Annotated in this window: 19 protein-coding genes; 11 read left to right on the top strand and 8 right to left on the bottom strand. The window is 60.3% G+C overall.

The features are described from left to right. Positions 1-127: 127 nt before the first annotated feature. The gene (locus E4021_RS10080; protein ID WP_136458981.1) at positions 128-628 is read right to left on the bottom strand and encodes a GreA/GreB family elongation factor; all 501 of its coding nucleotides are present in this window, start codon (positions 626-628) and stop codon (positions 128-130) included. Between the two features lie 85 nt (positions 629-713). Here E4021_RS10080 and E4021_RS10075 point away from each other — a divergent pair, with 85 nt between their 5' ends. Then, a complete protein-coding gene (locus tag E4021_RS10075) occupies positions 714-1550 on the top strand; it encodes an O-methyltransferase (protein ID WP_168797551.1) in 837 nt (278 codons plus the stop codon). Positions 1551-1567: 17 nt separating this feature from the next. On the opposite strand, the gene E4021_RS10070 is transcribed toward E4021_RS10075, so the two are convergent. Genes E4021_RS10070 through E4021_RS10055 form a run of 4 tightly spaced genes read right to left on the bottom strand, consistent with a single transcriptional unit; the run spans position 1568 to position 4529 of the window. Then, on the bottom strand, positions 1568-1858 hold the full coding sequence (locus tag E4021_RS10070) for a chaperone modulator CbpM (RefSeq protein ID WP_136458977.1): 291 nt from the start codon (positions 1856-1858) through the stop codon (positions 1568-1570). 12 nt (positions 1859-1870) lie between these two features. Then, the gene (locus E4021_RS10065) at positions 1871-2815 is read right to left on the bottom strand and encodes a J domain-containing protein (RefSeq protein WP_136458975.1); all 945 of its coding nucleotides are present in this window, start codon (positions 2813-2815) and stop codon (positions 1871-1873) included. A gap of 8 nt (positions 2816-2823) precedes the next feature. After that, complete coding sequence (locus E4021_RS10060) at positions 2824-3570, bottom strand: phosphatase PAP2 family protein (protein WP_136458973.1); 747 nt, start codon at positions 3568-3570, stop codon at positions 2824-2826. Between the two features lie 47 nt (positions 3571-3617). Continuing rightward, on the bottom strand, positions 3618-4529 hold the full coding sequence (locus E4021_RS10055) for a hypothetical protein (RefSeq protein WP_136458971.1): 912 nt from the start codon (positions 4527-4529) through the stop codon (positions 3618-3620). Positions 4530-4740: 211 nt separating this feature from the next. Here E4021_RS10055 and E4021_RS10050 point away from each other — a divergent pair, with 211 nt between their 5' ends. The 7 genes from E4021_RS10050 to gcvP all read left to right on the top strand — a co-directional run bounded on the left by E4021_RS10050 (position 4741) and on the right by gcvP (position 14350). Further along, complete coding sequence (locus E4021_RS10050) at positions 4741-6690, top strand: OmpA family protein (protein ID WP_168797550.1); 1950 nt, start codon at positions 4741-4743, stop codon at positions 6688-6690. Between the two features lie 94 nt (positions 6691-6784). Next, positions 6785-7180: a hypothetical protein gene (locus E4021_RS10045; protein WP_136458967.1), complete on the top strand. Its 396-nt coding sequence runs from the start codon at positions 6785-6787 to the stop codon at positions 7178-7180. A gap of 13 nt (positions 7181-7193) precedes the next feature. Continuing rightward, on the top strand, positions 7194-7661 hold the full coding sequence (locus tag E4021_RS10040) for a DUF4920 domain-containing protein (protein ID WP_136458965.1): 468 nt from the start codon (positions 7194-7196) through the stop codon (positions 7659-7661). Positions 7662-7855: 194 nt separating this feature from the next. Then, positions 7856-8359 (top strand): RNA polymerase sigma factor, encoded by a 504-nt coding sequence (locus E4021_RS10035; protein ID WP_136458963.1) that lies wholly within the window; start codon positions 7856-7858, stop codon positions 8357-8359. 373 nt (positions 8360-8732) lie between these two features. Further along, entirely contained in the window at positions 8733-9524 is a 792-nt protein-coding gene (gene epsC / locus E4021_RS10030) for a serine O-acetyltransferase EpsC (protein ID WP_136458961.1), read from the top strand. A gap of 131 nt (positions 9525-9655) precedes the next feature. Further along, entirely contained in the window at positions 9656-11050 is a 1395-nt protein-coding gene (locus E4021_RS10025; RefSeq protein WP_136458959.1) for a DEAD/DEAH box helicase, read from the top strand. A gap of 408 nt (positions 11051-11458) precedes the next feature. Continuing rightward, the gene (gene gcvP / locus E4021_RS10020; protein WP_136458957.1) at positions 11459-14350 is read left to right on the top strand and encodes an aminomethyl-transferring glycine dehydrogenase; all 2892 of its coding nucleotides are present in this window, start codon (positions 11459-11461) and stop codon (positions 14348-14350) included. Between the two features lie 55 nt (positions 14351-14405). Here the strand turns inward: gcvP and E4021_RS10015 are convergent, their stop codons facing one another. Beyond that, positions 14406-15296, bottom strand: a complete 891-nt coding sequence (locus E4021_RS10015; protein WP_136458955.1) for a WD40 repeat domain-containing protein — start codon at positions 15294-15296, stop codon at positions 14406-14408. 44 nt (positions 15297-15340) lie between these two features. On the opposite strand from E4021_RS10015, the gene E4021_RS18065 reads away from it, so the two are divergent. Both E4021_RS18065 and E4021_RS10010 read left to right on the top strand, forming a co-directional pair. Continuing rightward, the gene (locus E4021_RS18065; protein ID WP_168797549.1) at positions 15341-15502 is read left to right on the top strand and encodes a hypothetical protein; all 162 of its coding nucleotides are present in this window, start codon (positions 15341-15343) and stop codon (positions 15500-15502) included. Between the two features lie 10 nt (positions 15503-15512). Continuing rightward, entirely contained in the window at positions 15513-16163 is a 651-nt protein-coding gene (locus E4021_RS10010) for a 4'-phosphopantetheinyl transferase family protein (RefSeq protein WP_136458953.1), read from the top strand. Here E4021_RS10010 and E4021_RS10005 read toward each other — a convergent pair. Together E4021_RS10005 and E4021_RS10000 are read right to left on the bottom strand one after the other, a co-directional pair. Continuing rightward, positions 16153-16668, bottom strand: a complete 516-nt coding sequence (locus E4021_RS10005) for a gamma carbonic anhydrase family protein (RefSeq protein WP_136458951.1) — start codon at positions 16666-16668, stop codon at positions 16153-16155. The two genes, E4021_RS10010 and E4021_RS10005, sit on opposite strands and share 11 nt — an antisense overlap. 4 nt (positions 16669-16672) lie before the next feature. Beyond that, positions 16673-17212: a TraR/DksA family transcriptional regulator gene (locus tag E4021_RS10000; protein WP_136458949.1), complete on the bottom strand. Its 540-nt coding sequence runs from the start codon at positions 17210-17212 to the stop codon at positions 16673-16675. 264 nt (positions 17213-17476) lie between these two features. On the opposite strand from E4021_RS10000, the gene E4021_RS09995 reads away from it, so the two are divergent. Next, positions 17477-17824 carry a 4Fe-4S dicluster domain-containing protein gene (locus tag E4021_RS09995; protein ID WP_136458947.1) on the top strand — a complete coding sequence of 116 codons (348 nt, stop codon included), beginning with the start codon at positions 17477-17479 and terminating at the stop codon, positions 17822-17824. Positions 17825-17887: the final 63 nt, after the last annotated feature.

Here is a 17887-nt window from a genome sequence, read left to right as displayed (position 1 = left end):
CCGGGTTCTCTATACAGCCGGGGCGTGGCACCAGATTGACACGCTGCACCGAGGGTAGCAACCACGGAATCTGGCTACGGGTTGGTAAGTCGGGCACCCGCGTACCCGCCCAGATGACTGTTCTGGTTCAGTACCGGATTTCCAATACCTGCAATTTGCGGGTCTCGTTGCCGAGGTGAAAGTCGGCGGTCTCACCCGCCCGCAAGCCGGTGATGGCCCGCGCGATGGGGGCGGTAAAGCTGATCTTTTTCTCTTTGACGTTGGCCTCGTCGACTCCGACGATCTGGAACTCCTGGACCCGGTTGCCGGGTTGCTGCCGCAGCTTGACGTGGGCTCCGAAGCGGACTTCATCCTGCGGCTGGTCGGCGGGGCGGAGCACCCGGGCGGAGGCGATGCGCTGGTTGAGTAGATTGAGCTTGCCGTCGATGACGGTCGCGGCGCGGCGGCGCTCGTCTTCATTGTCGCCGGGCAGGTCCTGTTTTTCGGCTTCGAGTTGGTCGCGCTCGGCTTCCAGGGCGCGTAGGCCTTCGGGCGTGACGTAATTGGTCTCACCCGCCGGGAGGGGCGAACGGGGCGGGATGATGGGTAATTCTTCCTGGTCTGATTCCTTGACGAAGCCGCGGGACATAGTGTATACTTTCCGTTCTAACGATTTCCCGCTGCTCCAGGTTCCCCTCCGGCGAGCGCGGCAATTTATCCTATCATTGCACCCCATGGGCGATCGTCTCCGGTACTGGTTCTTTCGGCTCACCTCCGCCCTGCGCTGGTACCTGGGCGCCAGCACCCGCTACGACGTGCACTCTCCATTTCTGACCGGCTTCGTCCGGGAGGTTTACCGCGACGACCGCGTCTACTACGCTTTCTCACGAATCGCCGAGATCCGCGCATACTGGCGGCAGCAACGGCAGACCGTAGGCCTTATGCAACTGGGGGCTCCGAGCCGGACCACCACCGCCCGGCAGCGTACCGCCGCCAGCCTGGTCAGCACGAACGCCATCGACGACCGCTGCGGCCGCTTTCTGTTCCGACTGACGCTATGGCTGCGGCCCGAACGGATAGTTGAACTGGGTACCAACGCCGGAATATCCACGCTGTACCTGCACCTGGCGGACACCCGCACTCCCCTGCTGACCGTTGAGGGGAACGGTGAGGTGGCGGCCCTGGCCCGAACGACCTTTACACGGGCGGCGGCTACGGCCGAAGTACGGTCCTTCACCGCTACTTTTACGGATTGGCTGTCGCGGGACCTCCCCACGGAACCGGCGAGGGTGTTGGCCTTTCTCGACGGCGATCACCGCTACGGGCCCACCCTGGACTACGTCCAACGCCTGCTGGACACGGCCACCGACGAAAGCATTATCGTGGTGGCCGACATACACTGGTCGCCGGGGATGGAAAGGGCGTGGGCGGAGCTCAGGCAGCACCCGCGGGTGACGGCCTCGGTGGATGTGTACCACTTCGGGCTTCTTTTTCTGCGGCCCGAATTGCGGGGTCCGCACCTCAGTCTGATCCGCACGCGGTTTAAGCCCTGGCGGATTGGTTTTTTCTGATTCCGTTAACCTCCTCTTCAGAACGCCTCAAAATCGCCCCAGTCTTCCACCTGCTGCCGTCGGCTTTGCTCGAGGCGGTCCAGCAGCCGCAGGATGATGTCGATACCGGGTGAGTTGACACCGAGTTCGTTGCGCAGCCGCAGGGCCCGCTCGATGCGGGGGACCTGGTGCTCGGGGATGAGTACGATCTCCTTCTGGCGTTGCGGTTCGAAGATGCCGTGGTCGATGAACTCCTCGATAATGACCGTTTCACAACGGTGAAAGGTGCAGAATTGCTGAACGGTGATGTAGGCTACTCCGGGTTTCATAGTCGTTCATTTTCAATTCGCCGACCAGCCGGCCAGGCGGGTGAAGGCTTCCTTTTCCTGGGCCGAAAGGGAGGCGGGGAGGCGCACGTTCAGGTCGAGGTAGAGGTCGCCGTGACCGCTTCCCTTGTACCGGGGTAGCCCCTTTCCCTTCAGTCGGACCCGAGCTCCGTTGGCGGTGGTCTCCCCTACCGGGACGGACACCGCTCCGGTGGGGGTATCCACGGTGATCTTGCCGCCCAGCAGCATCGTGTAAAGGTCGACGTCTACTGTTTTGTAAAGGTCGGCGCCCTCGCGCCGGTATTCCGCCGGCACCTCCACGCGGAAGGTGATGTACAGGTCGCCCGCCGGTCCGCCGCCGGCACCCGGGCTGCCCTGCCCGCGCAGGCGCAGGGTTTGTCCCTCTTCGACCCCCGCCGGAATGGTGACGCGCAGTTGCTTGCCGTTGACGGTCAGCACCTGCTTGTTGTCCTGCAAAATATCGTTGAGCTGCACCCGCAACTCGGCTTCAATGTCGCGGCCCCGGAAAGCCCGGCTCTGACGACCGAAGCCGCCGCCGGCCGTTTGGAAGCCTTCCGCCCCGCCGAACATATCACGGAAAAAGTCGGAGAAGTCGGCCCCCTCACCCCCCGCGGTGTAGGTATACTGCCCTCCGAAGGGGTTACCGCCGCCGCCGCCGAAACCGCCGCCGGCCCCGCGTTGCTGCTGCCGGGCCTGCTCGAATGCCTCGGCGTGCTCCCAGTCCTTACCGTACTTGTCGTATTTCGCGCGCTTTTCGGGGTCGGAAAGTACGGCGTAGGCCTCGTTCACGGCCTTGAACTGTTGTTCCGCGGCCGGATCATTGGGGGCTACGTCGGGGTGGTATTTTCGGGCCAGCTTCCGGTAGGCCTTCTTGAGCTGCTTTTCGTCGGCCGATTTGTCCACGCCGAGCGTCTGGTAGTAGTCGATAAATTGTGCCATGATCGGAACTAATTTTCGGCCCCTGACTTGTGCAGGGTCGGTACGACGAGTGCAATTATGGTGCCAACCGCCGAGCCCACCAGCACGTCGGTGAAAAAATGGCGCCCCGCGCGCATCCGGCCGTAACTCACGGCCGCCGGCAACAGCGCCGCCCCCAGCCAGACGTAGGGTTTGGCCTTGCTTTCGGGGTAAAGGTCGTTGTACAGTTTCGCGGTAGTGATGCTGAAGTAGGCCGTAGTGGCGCTGTGGCCGCTGAAAAAGGAATACCGGCTCGATTTCGTGAGCTTGGTGTCCAGCGGTGCGTCGAGGTTATAGTTGTAGGGGCGCGGGCGGCGCACCAGCACTTTTGTCAGGTTGATGAGCCCGGAGTTGATCATGGCCCCCTCGAAAACGATGAGCGCCATCTCGTCGAAGTTTTCCCGCCCCGGCCGGTCAAGCAGCAGGAAGAACGGGCTGGCAAAGCTGGCCAGCAGCAACTTGTCGGTAGCCTCGTCGGCCACCAGCGACAGGTTGCGCGTCGAGTACATATCGATGCCGGGAATCTTGTTGATCTCAAGTACGGAGATGTCCTCTTCCGTCAGCCCCACCACCCGCCGGTCGAGCATGATCGACGTCGTGGTTAATGTACCCCCCAGCCCCAGTAGGGCGGCATTGGTGGCGTTGCCTGGATTATACGGTTGCAGACCCTGTCCCGGCAACACCTGACCGACGAGGAGGGCCAGCGCCAGGAACAGTTGTGTAATTACCCTATACATACATGGTGACCTTGTGAGGAGGAAAACGGAGGAAGCCGCACTTTGTGCTACTGCAGGCCCAACTCGCCCCGCAAGGGCAGGTTGGCGTTGGCATTTTGCGACCAGTAGGGTTCGGTTTTCTGGCTGCGTAGGGTCGCCGTAGTGGTCAGCATCGTATCGCGACTCGGGTAGGTTTCCTGCCAGCTGCGGATGGTATGGGGCGGTGCCGCGTCGTAGGTCACTTCCAGGGTACGGTTCAGATCGGCGTAGGCTAGGCTGTACGTTCGCAGGCTGTCACCCAGGTTCACGGTCGAGGCCCGCGCTGGGCTCGCCACGTAAGGCTGGTGGGTCATGAGCAGATAGCCGGTGGCCGGGATAACGGAGAAGGTGCCCTCGGGCAACGTACCGCCGATCCGGATGCGGTTGAAGATCTCGTCCTCCAGAAAGTCGGCTTCCAATTGCTCGGTCTGATCGCCCTCCCGCTCGAAGTAGCTGCGCAGTTCCATGCGCCAGGCTTCCCCGCCGCTGTGGTTGAGCTGGGTATAGCTCTGCCCGCACCAGTCCTGCGAACTCGTGGTCACCTTCAGGGTACGGGGGTAGGCCTGACCTTCGGTTGGCGTAAACACTGAAGTCATCAGGGAGTAATCGTAAATGCCGGTTACAAAGCGGCGGATCAGGTTGGTCTTCAGTACCGTGGTCGAGGCGCCACCGTCCGTTCCGTTGCCCTCGTCTTTCACCTGCGCACCGGCGAGGAAGGGTTCCGTAACCTGGATCAGGACGGCCTGTCCCTGCCGGATTTCGCCGTAGCGGGCCTGCTGGAGATCGTAGACGTTGAGCTCGGCTTCGCCCTGGTACCAATAGTCGTTCAATTCACCCGAAAAAACCGAGGGTGCGGACGCGGGTGCCGGGTCGTCGGTACCGCGCGGGCTGTTGCAGGTCAGGCAGCCCAGGCCTAGGAGCAGGAAAAGTGCAATTCTCATGGGTCGGAATCTAAGGTGGCGGTGCCGGAAAACGAAACACCCCACTCGTCCGCGGGGCGGACGGGCGGGGTGAATGTGGCAAAAAGTATCTACATTAGCGTCGATAGTTTACTAATGCACTCATTGTACTTGCGGCTCCGTCTTACGACGGAGCCCAAGCTTTTTGTAAACGTATCGTATAGCGCTTTACACGATGCGGACCGCTCATCTAATGCCGATCCTGCTCCTCTTGTTCGTGAACGGAGGAGTTTTCGCCCAGGAAGCCGCGGCACGGGAACGCGCCGTTGCGGCTTTTGACCAGGGGGTCCAGCAATTGCTCGACGGCCACCCGAAACGCGCCGAAAAGTCACTGCGCCAGGCCGTTAGCCGCGACCCGGCTTTTCTTCCCGCCCGGCGCCTTCTCGGAGTGGCCTGCGACCTCAACGACAACTACGCCGAAGCACTGGAGGCTTACCTCGAGGTAATCAGGTTGGATTCCAGTTTCTCACGCTTGCTGTATTACCACGTCGGCGACCTTTACCTGCGGGCCGGGGAACCCCGCCGGGCACTGGACTATTTTGCCCGCTTCCAGCAATTGCAGAACAGCCCGCCGGGCACCTTCGGACTCAACGGGGAACAGGAGGCGGGGACCGAAGCCAACATCCTGGAAGCAACCCTCGGGCAGCGCATCCTGGCCGCGCAGATCCTTTCGGACAGCCTCAATTACGTCAACGCTACCGACCTTTCCCGACTTGGTGACGAAATCAACACCCGCTTCAACGACTACTTTCCCTTCTTCACCAACGACCTGACCGGGGTGCTTTTCACCCGCCAGGGCAGTGACGGCGACGAAGACCTGATCCGCGGGAAACGCCGGCGGCAGGACGGCGATTATTCCACGGAGCGCTTTGGCAACTTCAATACCCAGCAGCCCGAAGGCATGTGCTCTTTGGTCCGCGACGGGGAGACCATCTTCTTCACCTTGTGTCATGAGGTTGAGTCCGGTGGGAGTTGCGACATTCACAGTGGCGTGCTTATCGACGGCCGCATCGAGCAGATTGTTAAACTCCCCGATTACCTGAACTCCTCTACCTGGGACAGCCAGGCCGCCATCAGCTGCGACGGCCGGCAGTTGTTGTTCGCCAGTACCCGCCCCGGTGGCATCGGCGGCAGCGACCTGTACAGCAGCACCCGCCTGGACGACGGAAGCTGGTCGGAGCCCGTCAACCTCGGGGCTGGCGTGAATACCCCGGAGGACGAAGAGGCCCCTTTCCTGAGCAACGACGGAGAGACTCTCTACTTCTCCAGCATGGGTCACTCGGGGCTGGGCGACCAGGATATATACTTCAGTCGATGGGATCCCCGCTCGGAGCGCTGGGCGCCAGCCATCAACCTCGGACCACCCATCAACAGTCCGGCCCGTGAGCTGGGCTTCCACCTCTCGGCCGAGGGCCGTACCGGCTACTTTGCCAGCGACCGCCCGGGCGGGAAGGGAGGGCTGGACATCTACCGTTTTACCCTGAACGAAGAACTTACGGGCCGGGAAGTGACCTACGTTTCGGGCTATGTGACCGACAGTCTGACCGGCGTTCCCATTACCGAACAGGAAGTCCTCGTCACCGGTGGCGATGTATTCCGCACCAACTACGCCGGACGGTTCTTCATCTGTGCGCCCCCCGACCGGGGCTTGCCGCTGGAAGTGGACCACAGCAACTACCTGCCCTACCAGCATAGCTTTCCCATTCCCAGCTGGGACAACCGCCAGCCCTATCGCATTGATCTCCGGCTGGCCAAACCGGAAATTCGTGCCGCGGTCCCGGCAGCTGAACCACCGAAACCCGCAGCCCCCGAACCCGCGCCTGCCGCCCAAGAAGTGCAATTGCTGTTCGCCTTTGAATCCTACGCTTTGGAGGATGATCAGCGTGAAGTCCTCCACCGCTTCCTCGATCACCTTGATCCGGACCGGGTGCAGATGGTCACCATCAGCGGCTACACGGACGAAACGGGCACCAGCGAGTACAACCTTACGCTCAGCCGGCGGCGCGCCGAGACGGTAGCGGCTCTGTTGCGCAACCGGGGCATACCGGAGGCTAAGATCCAGGTAGAAGGAAAGGGCGAACTCCCCGGCCAGCGAGATCGAAAAATGAACCGGAAGGTGGATATCCGGATCGAATTGCGGTGAGGATGATTTTCACGAACCGAACTTTTGCCCTTACCTTATCATTATTCTCTTTCACATTACCGATCCACTTTCCACCGATTTATACGACTACCCTATGCGTTACCTGACTCTCCTTCTCCTGCTGTTTGCCGCCCATACCACCTTTGCCCAGGATGCCGCTCAGCCCAAGCCGTCCTACTGTGAAGAAGCTCCCGATACCTACGGTAAGTCCGGCGTACCCGGCGGAGAAGCGGCACCCTCCCTGCCAAAATTTGCCACCACCCCCACCAAGGAATACAAAGTGCAGGTAGCCATCCTGCGCTACACCGATCCGGCCGAGTACCCCTTTCACCCCACCCTGGTAGCCCGCTACCGCCCCTGTGAGCAGGTATGGGTAGTGGAGAGCCGCCAGAGCTTCGTCAACCGCGAAGATGCCGTGGCCCTCCAGACCGAACTCGAAAAGGCCGGCTACGGTGGCAGCTACATCACCGATCTGGTAGCTTACCAGTAACCAACCTTATACAATGCGGTACCTCCTGCTTCCCTTCCTCGCCGCCCTCGTGCTGGGCTGCAACCCCCGTACTACCGATTCGGCCGGGGAATATTACGGTGCCACCTTTTCGGCCGACAGTCCCCTGTCGGCCGAATCTGTTTTAGGCACGTACACGACCGCACAATTGGAAGACACGGTCCGGATGACCCTCCGCGGCACCGTTCACGAAGTCTGTCAGGCTAAAGGGTGCTGGATGACGGTCAAAGCCGGCCCGGATACCGACATGATGGTCCGGTTCCGCGATTACGGTTTCTTCGTACCCAAGGACATTAGCGGCGAGGAGGTGATCATGCAGGGCATCGCCTACTATGAAACCGTCCCCGTTGATGAATTGCGGCACCTGGCCGAAGACGCCGGACGGTCTGATGAAGAGGTAATGGCCATCACCGAGCCCCGTCGGGAACTGCAGTTTTTGGCCGATGGTGTGCGCCTGCGATAGGATTGTATCCGCCAGACCGGATAGAATGATTGTATTTAGTCACCAGGTTACATTTAGTCCATCACCTCCCGTTGCTTGTTTTCGTAATCAACTGTAAATCAGTTTATTACATTTTTGGCACGGCGTTTGATACTACTGAGGCGAGTAAGTGCGGCACCCGCCGCCACCCATTAATAACAGTAGCTATCAACAACATGACTAACCAAGAATTCACGCAGGAGATCAACAAACTGGAAAATCTACTTTTCTCTTTTGCCCTGCGCCTGACCCGCAACCACCAAGACGCACAGGACCTCATGCAGGAAACCAGCATGCGTGCCTACCGCCACCGCGATAAATTCACCATGGGAACCAATTTCAAGAGCTGGGTATCGACCATCATGCGCAACACCTACATCAATCGCTACCGCAAGGAAAAAAGCCGCAAGCACGTGAACCAGCCCATTGAAACCTTCACTTTCGCCCTCGAAAGCACCAGCGCCATCCCCAATCAGGGTGAGCACGACATGCGCCTCAAGGAACTGAATCGTATGATGAGCACCATCGGTGAAATCTACAGCGTCCCCTTCCTGATGTTCTACCGCGGCTACGAGTACAAGGAAATCGCCGCCCATCTCAATATCCCCATCGGAACCGTAAAGAGCCGAATCTTCCTCGCCCGCCAAAAGATGAAGGGCATGATCGGCAACCGCAGCTAGGCCTCAGCCCCAACCAGAATTAGACACTTTGAACAGACTTGTTTTTTGAGACACTTTGAACGACAGTTTAACAGACACTTTTGAACAACATCTTTTTAGTTTTTCCGACACATTGAACAGACCTCTTTATTCCTCTTTCCGCAAACACATTGAACGACTCTTTTTTTACACCTAGACACTATTTATAACTTGTACTTCCGGAGTAGAGTACCACTTGACAAATTCCTCTTTCCAATTAACCGGTAGTTACATTCCAAGTAGTTTTACATTATCCAACCTGGTGAAGCATTATTATCACCATTGACCTTCAGAGGGCCGGCCGATAGCCGGCCCTTTTTCTTTTGCAGCCACGGGGCAGGCTTATCTTTAGCGCATGGATGAAGCCTTTCTGCAACAGCTGTACCGGGAACATCAGCACGTAACCAAGCTACCCTCCCCCCGGCTCATCGAAGACTGGCTCGACGGCTTGCTGCAGTTCCTTTTTCCCGAACTCAGCACGCTGCGCTTCGCCACGGAACAATCTTTCCGGCTCCACTACCTGACCAATGACCTGAAGTTCTTCAGCATCCTAGACGCCATGAGTGGGGAACTGCCCGATGGTCCCGACGCCGTGCGAAGCGCCTTTGAACAGCAGCTTCCCGGTATTCGGGCGGCGCTTATCGAGGACGCCGAAGCCATCTTGGCCGGGGACCCGGCGGCGGTAAGTCGCGTGGAGGTTATCACGACATATCCCGGCTTCTATACCCTGGCGGTCTACCGGATCGCCCACGCCGTTCATCAACTGGGTGTGGGCCTGCTCGGGCGGATGCTTTCGGAAATCGCTCACGGCAAGACGGGCATCGAAATCCACCCCGGTGCCCAGATCGGGCGCCGCTTCTGCATCGACCACGGGACCGGGATCGTCATCGGCGAGACCGTCATCATCGGCAACGACGTCAAGATGTACCAGGGCGTTACGCTCGGGGCGCTCAGCGTACAGAAGGAAATGGCGCGGACCAAGCGACACCCTACGATCGAGAATGGGGTGGTCATCTACGCCGGCGCCACCATCCTGGGCGGCGATACGGTGATCGGCGCCAACAGCATCATCGGCGGCAATACCTGGATCGTGAAGAGCGTACCCGCGGACAGCCGGATCTATTACCGCGAACCCCGCATCGACTAGCGGTAGCCGTGACCCCGGCACCCCGCCCCCGGAATTCTCTGCCGGGGGCGCTACGATATTTAATCATTACCTTTGCGCCCTTACCCATCGCGTAGGCCGGAGACCATTGGCTTGCGCTCAGACAAGCCCCAATGAATAACATCCCCGACCAGACCCCAGAAGAGGAGGTGGTCTACTTTGACGAACTTAACCTCGTCGACGAATTACTCGATGCCCTGGACGACATGGGATTCGAGAAGTGTACCCCCATCCAGGCCAAGGCCATTCCCCCCTCGCTGGAAGGCCGTGACGTGCTGGCCGTAGCCCAGACCGGAACCGGTAAAACCGCGGCATTCCTGCTCCCGATTCTCGACAAGCTGACCCGTGAGCCCGTCTCCAAGGTGAATACCATCATCCTGGAACCCACCCGCGAGTTGGCCATGCAGGTCGACCGGCAGTTGGAAGGCTTCAGCTTTTATACGCCGGCCTCTTCCATCGCCATCTATGGTGGCCGCGACGGCCACAGCATGGAGCGGGAAAAGAACGCCCTGAAGACCGGTGCCCCCCTGGTGGTGGCTACGCCCGGCCGCCTCATCGCCCACTTGGACCTCGGCTACGCCGACCTGAGCGGGGTTCGCCACCTTGTGCTCGACGAAGCCGACCGGATGCTCGATATGGGCTTCGTCAACGACATGATCAAGATCATCGACATGCTGCCCAAGGAGAAGCTGCAGATCCTCTTCTACTCGGCTACCATGCCGGGCAAGATCCGCAAGTTCTCCCGCGAAATCCTCAAGAATCCCGTTGAGATCAGCATCGCCATATCCAAGCCAGCCGAAAAGATCGACCAGAAGGCCTTCGACGTGGCCGACTGGGCCAAGATCAGCCTGATCGAGCACATCCTCAAGGACAAGAAGGACCTGGAGCGCATCCTCATCTTCTGCGGCCGTAAGAAGACCGTCCGCGACCTCACCCGGCGCCTGCAGCGCAAGGGCCACAAAGCCGAGAGCGTCTCCTCCGACCTCGAGCAGCAGGAACGCGAAGACCGCCTCGGCGACTTCCGCTCCGGCAAAATCCCCATCGTTATCGCCACCGACGTACTGAGCCGCGGCATCCACATCGACGGGATCGACCTGGTCATCAATTTCGACGTGCCCGGCGACGCCGAGGACTACGTACACCGCATCGGACGTACGGCCCGCGCCTCGGCCGAAGGGGAAGCCATTACCCTGATCAGCAAAGAGGACCGGCAGCGCTTCAAGCGCATCGAGGAACTGGTTGAAAAGGAAGTGCGCCGCGTACCCCTGCCCGACGAACTGGCCGACGCCGAACCTACCCAGGGTCGGGACGACCGCGAAAAGGGCGGTCGCGGATCCAAAAAAGGAGGAGGTGGCGGCCGTGGCCGCGGACGCGGGCGCAGTGGCCCCCGGAAAAGCTCCGGTGACCGTGCGGGAGGCAGCCCCGACGCCTCGGGCAGCAGCAACACCGGTGGCGGCGGTGGCGACCGCCCAAAGAAGTTTGGCCGTCGTCGGCCGAAGCGCGACTAGCTTCCTAGCGCCCTTCTCAACTTTATCCCTGGCACTTAAATAATTTTTAGTCCCAATTGCCACACGCAATGGACCGGCTATCGTGTGTCCACTATTACCGTAGGTGACTTGGAAAAACGGCTCCGCGTGCGATCAGCCGTGCGGCGGCGTACTGTCTCGTGTTCGTAATAGTCAAGTGCCGGGTGACACCTACCGCCAGAAGAAGCGACCAGTAATTCAGGGGAACTATCAAACAGGCCACATACCCTGCTGCATCTACTCCCAACTTCGACGCGGTGGCAAAGACCGCCTCCGGGCGATGCGCTTACGCCCGCCAGTGTACAAAAAGGGTTACGGCGCCGCACCAAGATCCGCAACCAACTCCCGGCCTCATCGATTACCTTTGCAACCCCAAATCGAAGCCACCAGATGCAAGCCCTTACCCCCCGCTACGACCAGTTCCGCAACCGCCACATCGGGCCCTCCGCCGAGGAGACCCAAGCCATGCTCGAGACGATCGGGGTAGGCTCGCTGGAGGAGCTCATCGACCAGACGGTACCCGAGAACATCCGCGACCGGGAGCCGCTCAAGGTATCCTCCGCCATCAGCGAATACTACTACCTGCAGCACCTCAAGGGGATTGCCGGGCGCAACCGCGTGTTCCGCAGCTTTGTCGGTATGGGATATTACGGTACGATCACCCCCAGCGTAATCCTGCGCAACCTGTTCTGTAATCCCGGTTGGTATACCCAGTACACGCCCTACCAGGCAGAAATCGCCCAGGGCCGTCTGGAATCCCTGCTGAACTTCCAAACGATGGTGAGTGACCTCACCGGCATGCCGGTGGCCAATGCCAGTCTGCTCGACGAGGGCACCGCCGCCGCCGAGGCCATGACCATGTTCTACGGGCACCGCAACAAGCGCGCCAAGGACAATCCCGCCAACGTCTTCCTGGTTTCCGACCAGGTACTCCCCCAGACCCTAGCCGTACTCCGCACCCGGGCCGAGCCCCTCGATATCGAAATCCGGGTCAGCCCCGTCGCCGAATTCGAACTGAACGAGGAAACGGTCTTCGGCATGCTGCTGCAGTACCCCGGCGCCGATGGCCGCATTGAGGATTACCGCGAAGTCGTGGAACAGGCGCGTAACAAAAGCATTACGGTAACCGTAGCGGCCGACTTGCTGTCGCTCACCCTGCTGACCCCTCCGGGTGAATGGGGGGCCGACGCCGTAGTCGGCAACACGCAGCGTTTCGGCGTTCCCATGGGCTTTGGCGGACCGCACGCCGCCTATTTCGCCACGCTCGATACCTTCAAGCGCCAGATTCCGGGCCGCATCATCGGCGTGAGTCAGGACCGCCACGGCAATGTGGCCCTGCGTATGGCCCTGCAGACGCGTGAACAGCACATCCGCCGGGAGAAAGCCACTTCCAACATCTGCACCGCCCAGGCCCTGCTGGCCAACATGGCCGCCATGTACGCCTGCTACCACGGTGCTGAAGGACTGACCGCCATCGCCAAGCGTACCCACCACTTTACGGTCTTGCTGGCAAACGCCCTCGAGGGTGCCGGCTACGCCCTGGCCAATGACTCCTACTTCGACACCATCCACCTCGACGTAGCCCCCGAGAAAGCAGCCCAGATCCGCCAGCGCGCCGAGACCAATGGCTACAACTTCTACTACCCCACCGAAGGCGGCATCCGGATCAGTTTCGACGAAACGGTAGCCACTACGGACCTGCAGGTCATCTGCCGCATCTTCGACGCCCCCCTGAACTACAAAGGTTCCGCCCTGACCGAGGATGGGGGCGTGGAAGGCGTGGAAGCCCGCATTGCACCCGCGCTCCGCCGCACGAGCGAGTTTCTGACGCACCCGAACTTCCGCAGCTACCGCACGGAGACCGAGATGATGCGCTACCTGAAGCGCCTGGAGAACAAGGATCTCAGCCTGATGCACAGCATGATCCCCCTCGGATCCTGCACCATGAAACTGAACGCCGCTACGGAGTTGATACCGGTAAGCTGGCCCGAATTCGCCGACATCCACCCCTTTGCCCCCATCGAACAGGCTCAAGGGTACAAGGAATTGTTCCGAGAACTGGAGCACGACCTGGCCGAGATCACCGGTTTCACGGCCTGCAGCCTGCAGCCCAACAGCGGAGCCAGTGGCGAATACGCCGGATTGATGGTCATCCGCGCCTACCACCAGCACCGGGGCGATAGCGGTCGGAACGTTGCCCTGATCCCCGAAAGTGCCCACGGCACCAACCCCGCCAGCGCCGTAATGGCCGGTATGCAGGTGGTCGTCGTGAAGAGCGACGAGGCCGGAAACGTCGACATCGAGGACCTCCGCGCCAAGGCGGAAAAACACAGCGACCGCCTGGCCGCCCTGATGATCACCTACCCCAGCACCTACGGCGTCTTCGAAACCGGCGTGGTCGAGATGTGTGAGCTGATCCACCAGCACGGCGGGCTCGTCTACATGGACGGCGCTAACATGAACGCCCAGGTGGGTCTCACCAGTCCGGGCCGCATCGGTGCCGACGTCTGCCACCTGAACCTCCACAAGACCTTCGCCATCCCGCACGGCGGCGGTGGCCCGGGCATGGGTCCGATCTGCTGCAACGAAAAGCTGGCGCCCTTCCTGCCCGGTCATCCCCTGCAGGACACCGGCGGGCAGCGGGCTACCTCGGCCGTCTCGGCGGCTCCCTGGGGCAGTGCGAGCATCCTGCTCATCAGCTACGCCTACATCAAAATGCTCGGTGCGGAAGGATTGCGGCAGGCCAGCGTTTATGCCATCCTCAACGCCAACTACATCAAGGCACGGGTGGAGAAGCACTACGACGTTCTCTTCACCGGAGAAAACGGACGGGCCGCGCACGAACTCATTCTTGACCTGCGCCCCTTCAAGAGCGTCATGAGCGCCGGCGACCTGGCCAAGCGCCTCATCGACTACGGCTTTCACGCCCCTACCCTGAGCTGGCCCGTGGCCGGCACCGTGATGATCGAGCCCACCGAAAGTGAGAGCAAGGACGAACTAGACCGTTTCTGCGACGCCCTGCTCTCGATCCGGGAGGAGGCCGACGCCGTCGCCCGCGGGGAGGCCGATCCCCAGGACAACGTGCTCGCCAACGCCCCCCACACCGTGGCCGAACTTACCGCCGACGAATGGGTGCACGCCTACAGCCGCGCCCAGGCCGCCTACCCCCTGCCTTACCTGCAACAGGGCTTCAAGTTCTGGCCCAGCGTTGCCCGGGTTGACGATGGCTACGGTGACCGGAACTTCGTTTGTACCTGTCCGCCAATTGAGGAGTATGTGTGAGTTCTTTAGTCTTGTAGTCTAATAGTAGGGCCTAAAAGGCTAGGGAACCAAACGCCTACACTTCCACTTTCCACTCCAGCACCCGTCGATCGTCTCCGGCGGTGAGCAGGGTTTTGTCGTCCAGCCAGAGGAGGGTATTGACTGAATTGACGTGACCCCGGTCGCGGACCACTTCAATGACCTTCAGCAGTTTAAGGTTATCGGCGCGCCACAACTTGACCGTTCTATCCCGGCTTGCGGTGGCGAGGTAAGCCCCTGAGGGGTGCACGGCCAGGTCGTTGACGGTCATCAGGTGGGCGGTAACCTTTTCTTTCATTTCGAGAGTTCCTTCGCTTACGTCCCAGCGGCACAGTCCGGCATCGCGGCCACCTGAGTACAGGGTTTTCCCATCGGGCGAGAAGGCCAACGCGAATACGGAGGGCGCGTGCGCGGGTGCCGTATCAAGCAACGAGAGCGCGGAGCGGGTCAGGAGGTACACCTTACCGTCACTGGCCCCCACCGCCAGCCGGTCGTTGACGGGATCGTAGGCCAGGCGACGCAGGGAGTGGGGAGCCAGGGGAAGGCTTTCTTCCGTACGAGCCTGGGGAACGTTCCAGCGGGTAAGCACGCCGTCTCCGCCGCCGCTATACACCTTGTCGCCGACCGTGAGCAGGCTGAAAGTGCCCCTACCGTGATGGGCCACGTGCCGATTGCGTTCTGGATCGTTGGGGTATAGCCAGTGTACACCGCCGTCGAGGGCGCCGGCGACCAATCCTTCCGCGGTGGAGGTAAGGGAAAGGAACTTGCCGTTCTCCACGGTAGCTACCACCCGGCCGAAGTCGACATCGTCGCGGTGCCAATGCACCAGGAATCCGTCGGCGGCGGCGGAATAGAATCCGTCGGCGGCGGGCTCGAGGTCGTAGATGGCGGCGCGATGACCGGAACGCTGGCTTTGGCGGTACAACATGGGGTCGACGAACAATTGATTAGAAGTCAGAGTTTTAAAAACATATGAAGTACCTCTTTCTAGTTATGCTTTGCTGGAGTATCGGCTTTATCCTGCCACAGCTTGCTACCTCCCTGCAGGTGGTGGCCGGGTTGGTATTCGTCGGTCTCGTAGTAATTTGCGTCATGTACTTCATCGATACCCGGATCAACGCCGTGCGTCTCTAGAGCCTGACCTTTGCCCCTCCTTTTTCACGAACCCATCGATCCGCCCGGTGAATGGGGCCTCTGGCACATTGCCGAAGAAGAGCCCCAACTGCGCGCACGCCTCACCCTTTTCGAGCGCGAAACCGAGCAACTTGATTCGATCAAGGGCCAGGAACGCCGGCGCGAATATCTGGCGGCCCGCCTCCTCTTGCACGAGATGAGCGGAAGGGACCAGCGCGGCGAACTTGTAAAAGACGATTCCGGGAAACCACATCTGCAAGATTCACAATTTTTCGTTTCCATCAGCCATACCGTCGGCTTTTCGGCGGCCATCGCCCATCCTCGGCTGTGCGGAATTGATGTACAGCGCCTGGTCCCCCGCATCCACCGCCTGGCCCGCCGGTTCGTCCGGCCGGATGAAGCGGCGATGCTTCGGCAACCCCACGAGTTGCACCAGTTGCATCTCATTTGGTCAGCCAAGGAAGCCCTGTACAAAGCGTATGGCCTTCGACAACTGGATTTCCGGGAAAATCTCTACGTGGACCTCGGCGAATACGATCCCGACCAGGGCATCGCCCGGGGACGGCTGACGACCGATGACCTCAGCAAGGATTTCGACCTGCGGTACCGGATCTACGACAACTTCGTTCTCGTCGGCGCGGTAGAGCGGGCTATTCCTTGAACCATCCGGCGTACTTCAGGTACGCCCCCGCAATGCGGGTGATGGTGTCCTCGCGCTGGGCGGGATCGAGGTCCTTGATCTTGCGGGCCGGCACCCCGGCGTAGATGGAATTGGCCTCGCAACGCATTCCTGCGGGCACTACGGCACCCGCCCCGATGATGACGTTGCTTTCCACCACCGCGCCGTCCATGACAATCGCTCCCATTCCCACCAGGACGCTGTCGTGCAAAGTGCAGCCGTGCACGATGGCCCGGTGGCCAATACTCACGTCGTTTCCGATGGTCGTAGCGGCGCGTTCGTAAGTGCAGTGAATACAGGCCCCGTCCTGGACATTGACGCGGTCGCCGAGGGTAATTCGGTTCACATCTCCACGAATGACGGCGGTGAACCAGACGCTGCAATGCCGCCCCATGGTGACCTCACCCACGACGGTTGCGTTCTCGGCGAGAAAACAATCGGGCCCGATAACGGGCGTATGCCCCCTGACGGATAGGATAAGTGCCATGAAATCAGATCAGGTCGTCCTCGTCCTCCTCCTGGGCTTTACGGCGGCGGCTTTTCTTCTTTACCACGGGCTTGGCCTTGGGCGGTGGCGGCTTCTTGATCTTGGAAATAATCTTGTTGGGTCCATCCTTGCGCTCATTGGCGCGGCGGGCGAGGTCCTGGGCGGTGACATCCATGACGCCGCTGGCCTGCAGGCGCATTCCTTCCAGGCTCTTCGTGGTGGTGGGTACCGCTTCCAGTCGTTTGCGGTCGATCAATTTGCCCGTTACCGAGCAGACGCCATATACTTTATTCTTGATGCGCAGCATGGCATTCTGCAGGTCCTGGACCTGATCGCGTTTGCGCAGCACCTGCTCGTTGAGCAGCTCCAACTGACTTACCGAGCTGCTGTCCTGGGTGTAGTCCGCGCCGAAGCCTTCGGATATATTCTCGGAAAACTCGCTGATCTGCTCCCGCAGCATTTGCAGTTCCTTCTTGGCCTGCTGGTAGTTTTCCTTTATGATTACTTTGAACTCTTCGAGTTCTTCGTCGCTGTATCGTTCCATTCTGAAAGATGAATCTAAGGGTAGGTCGGCCGCTATTCCCGGTTTATATCGGTGGGCCGTCGGCATAATACGTCTGCCACGTGATCAATGTTATAATTTTTGTGCACTAATGCAAATTTGCCATGCATGGGGCCAAATTTTCTACCGCCGGCCCACCCGGCTTACCTCGTTGGGCGACTGGGCCAACCCGTACCGGACTTATGGGTTACATATGCAAGTGCCGTATGGCCCTAATGCTTATTTTTGCCCCCTAAATGCCCCCCCATGGCCATTATGATAACTGACGATTGCATCAACTGCGGAGCTTGCGAGCCGGAATGCCCGAACAACGCGATCTACGAGGGTGGCGTGGAGTGGACGATCTCCGACGGCACCACCATCAGTAGTCCGTACACCATCGAGACCGGTGAAACTGTGGACCCGGACGAAGAGCAGGAACCCATCAGTGATGAGTTTTACTACATCGTGCCCGACAAGTGTACCGAATGCGTCGGTTTTCACGAGGAACCGCAGTGCGCCGCCGTTTGTCCGGTAGACTGCTGCGTACCCGACCCGGAGCGCGAAGAGAGTGAAGCCGTACTGTCCGCCCGGCAACAGACGTTGCACGCGTAGGCCGCGTTCGCTACATTGGTTGCCGCCGGGGGCCTGTGACCACCGGCAGAACACGCTCTTTCG

Source organism: Neolewinella litorea (genome assembly GCF_004803465.1).
GTDB lineage: Bacteria > Bacteroidota > Bacteroidia > Chitinophagales > Saprospiraceae > Neolewinella > Neolewinella litorea.
This window is presented reverse-complemented; position numbering and strand designations above follow the sequence as displayed.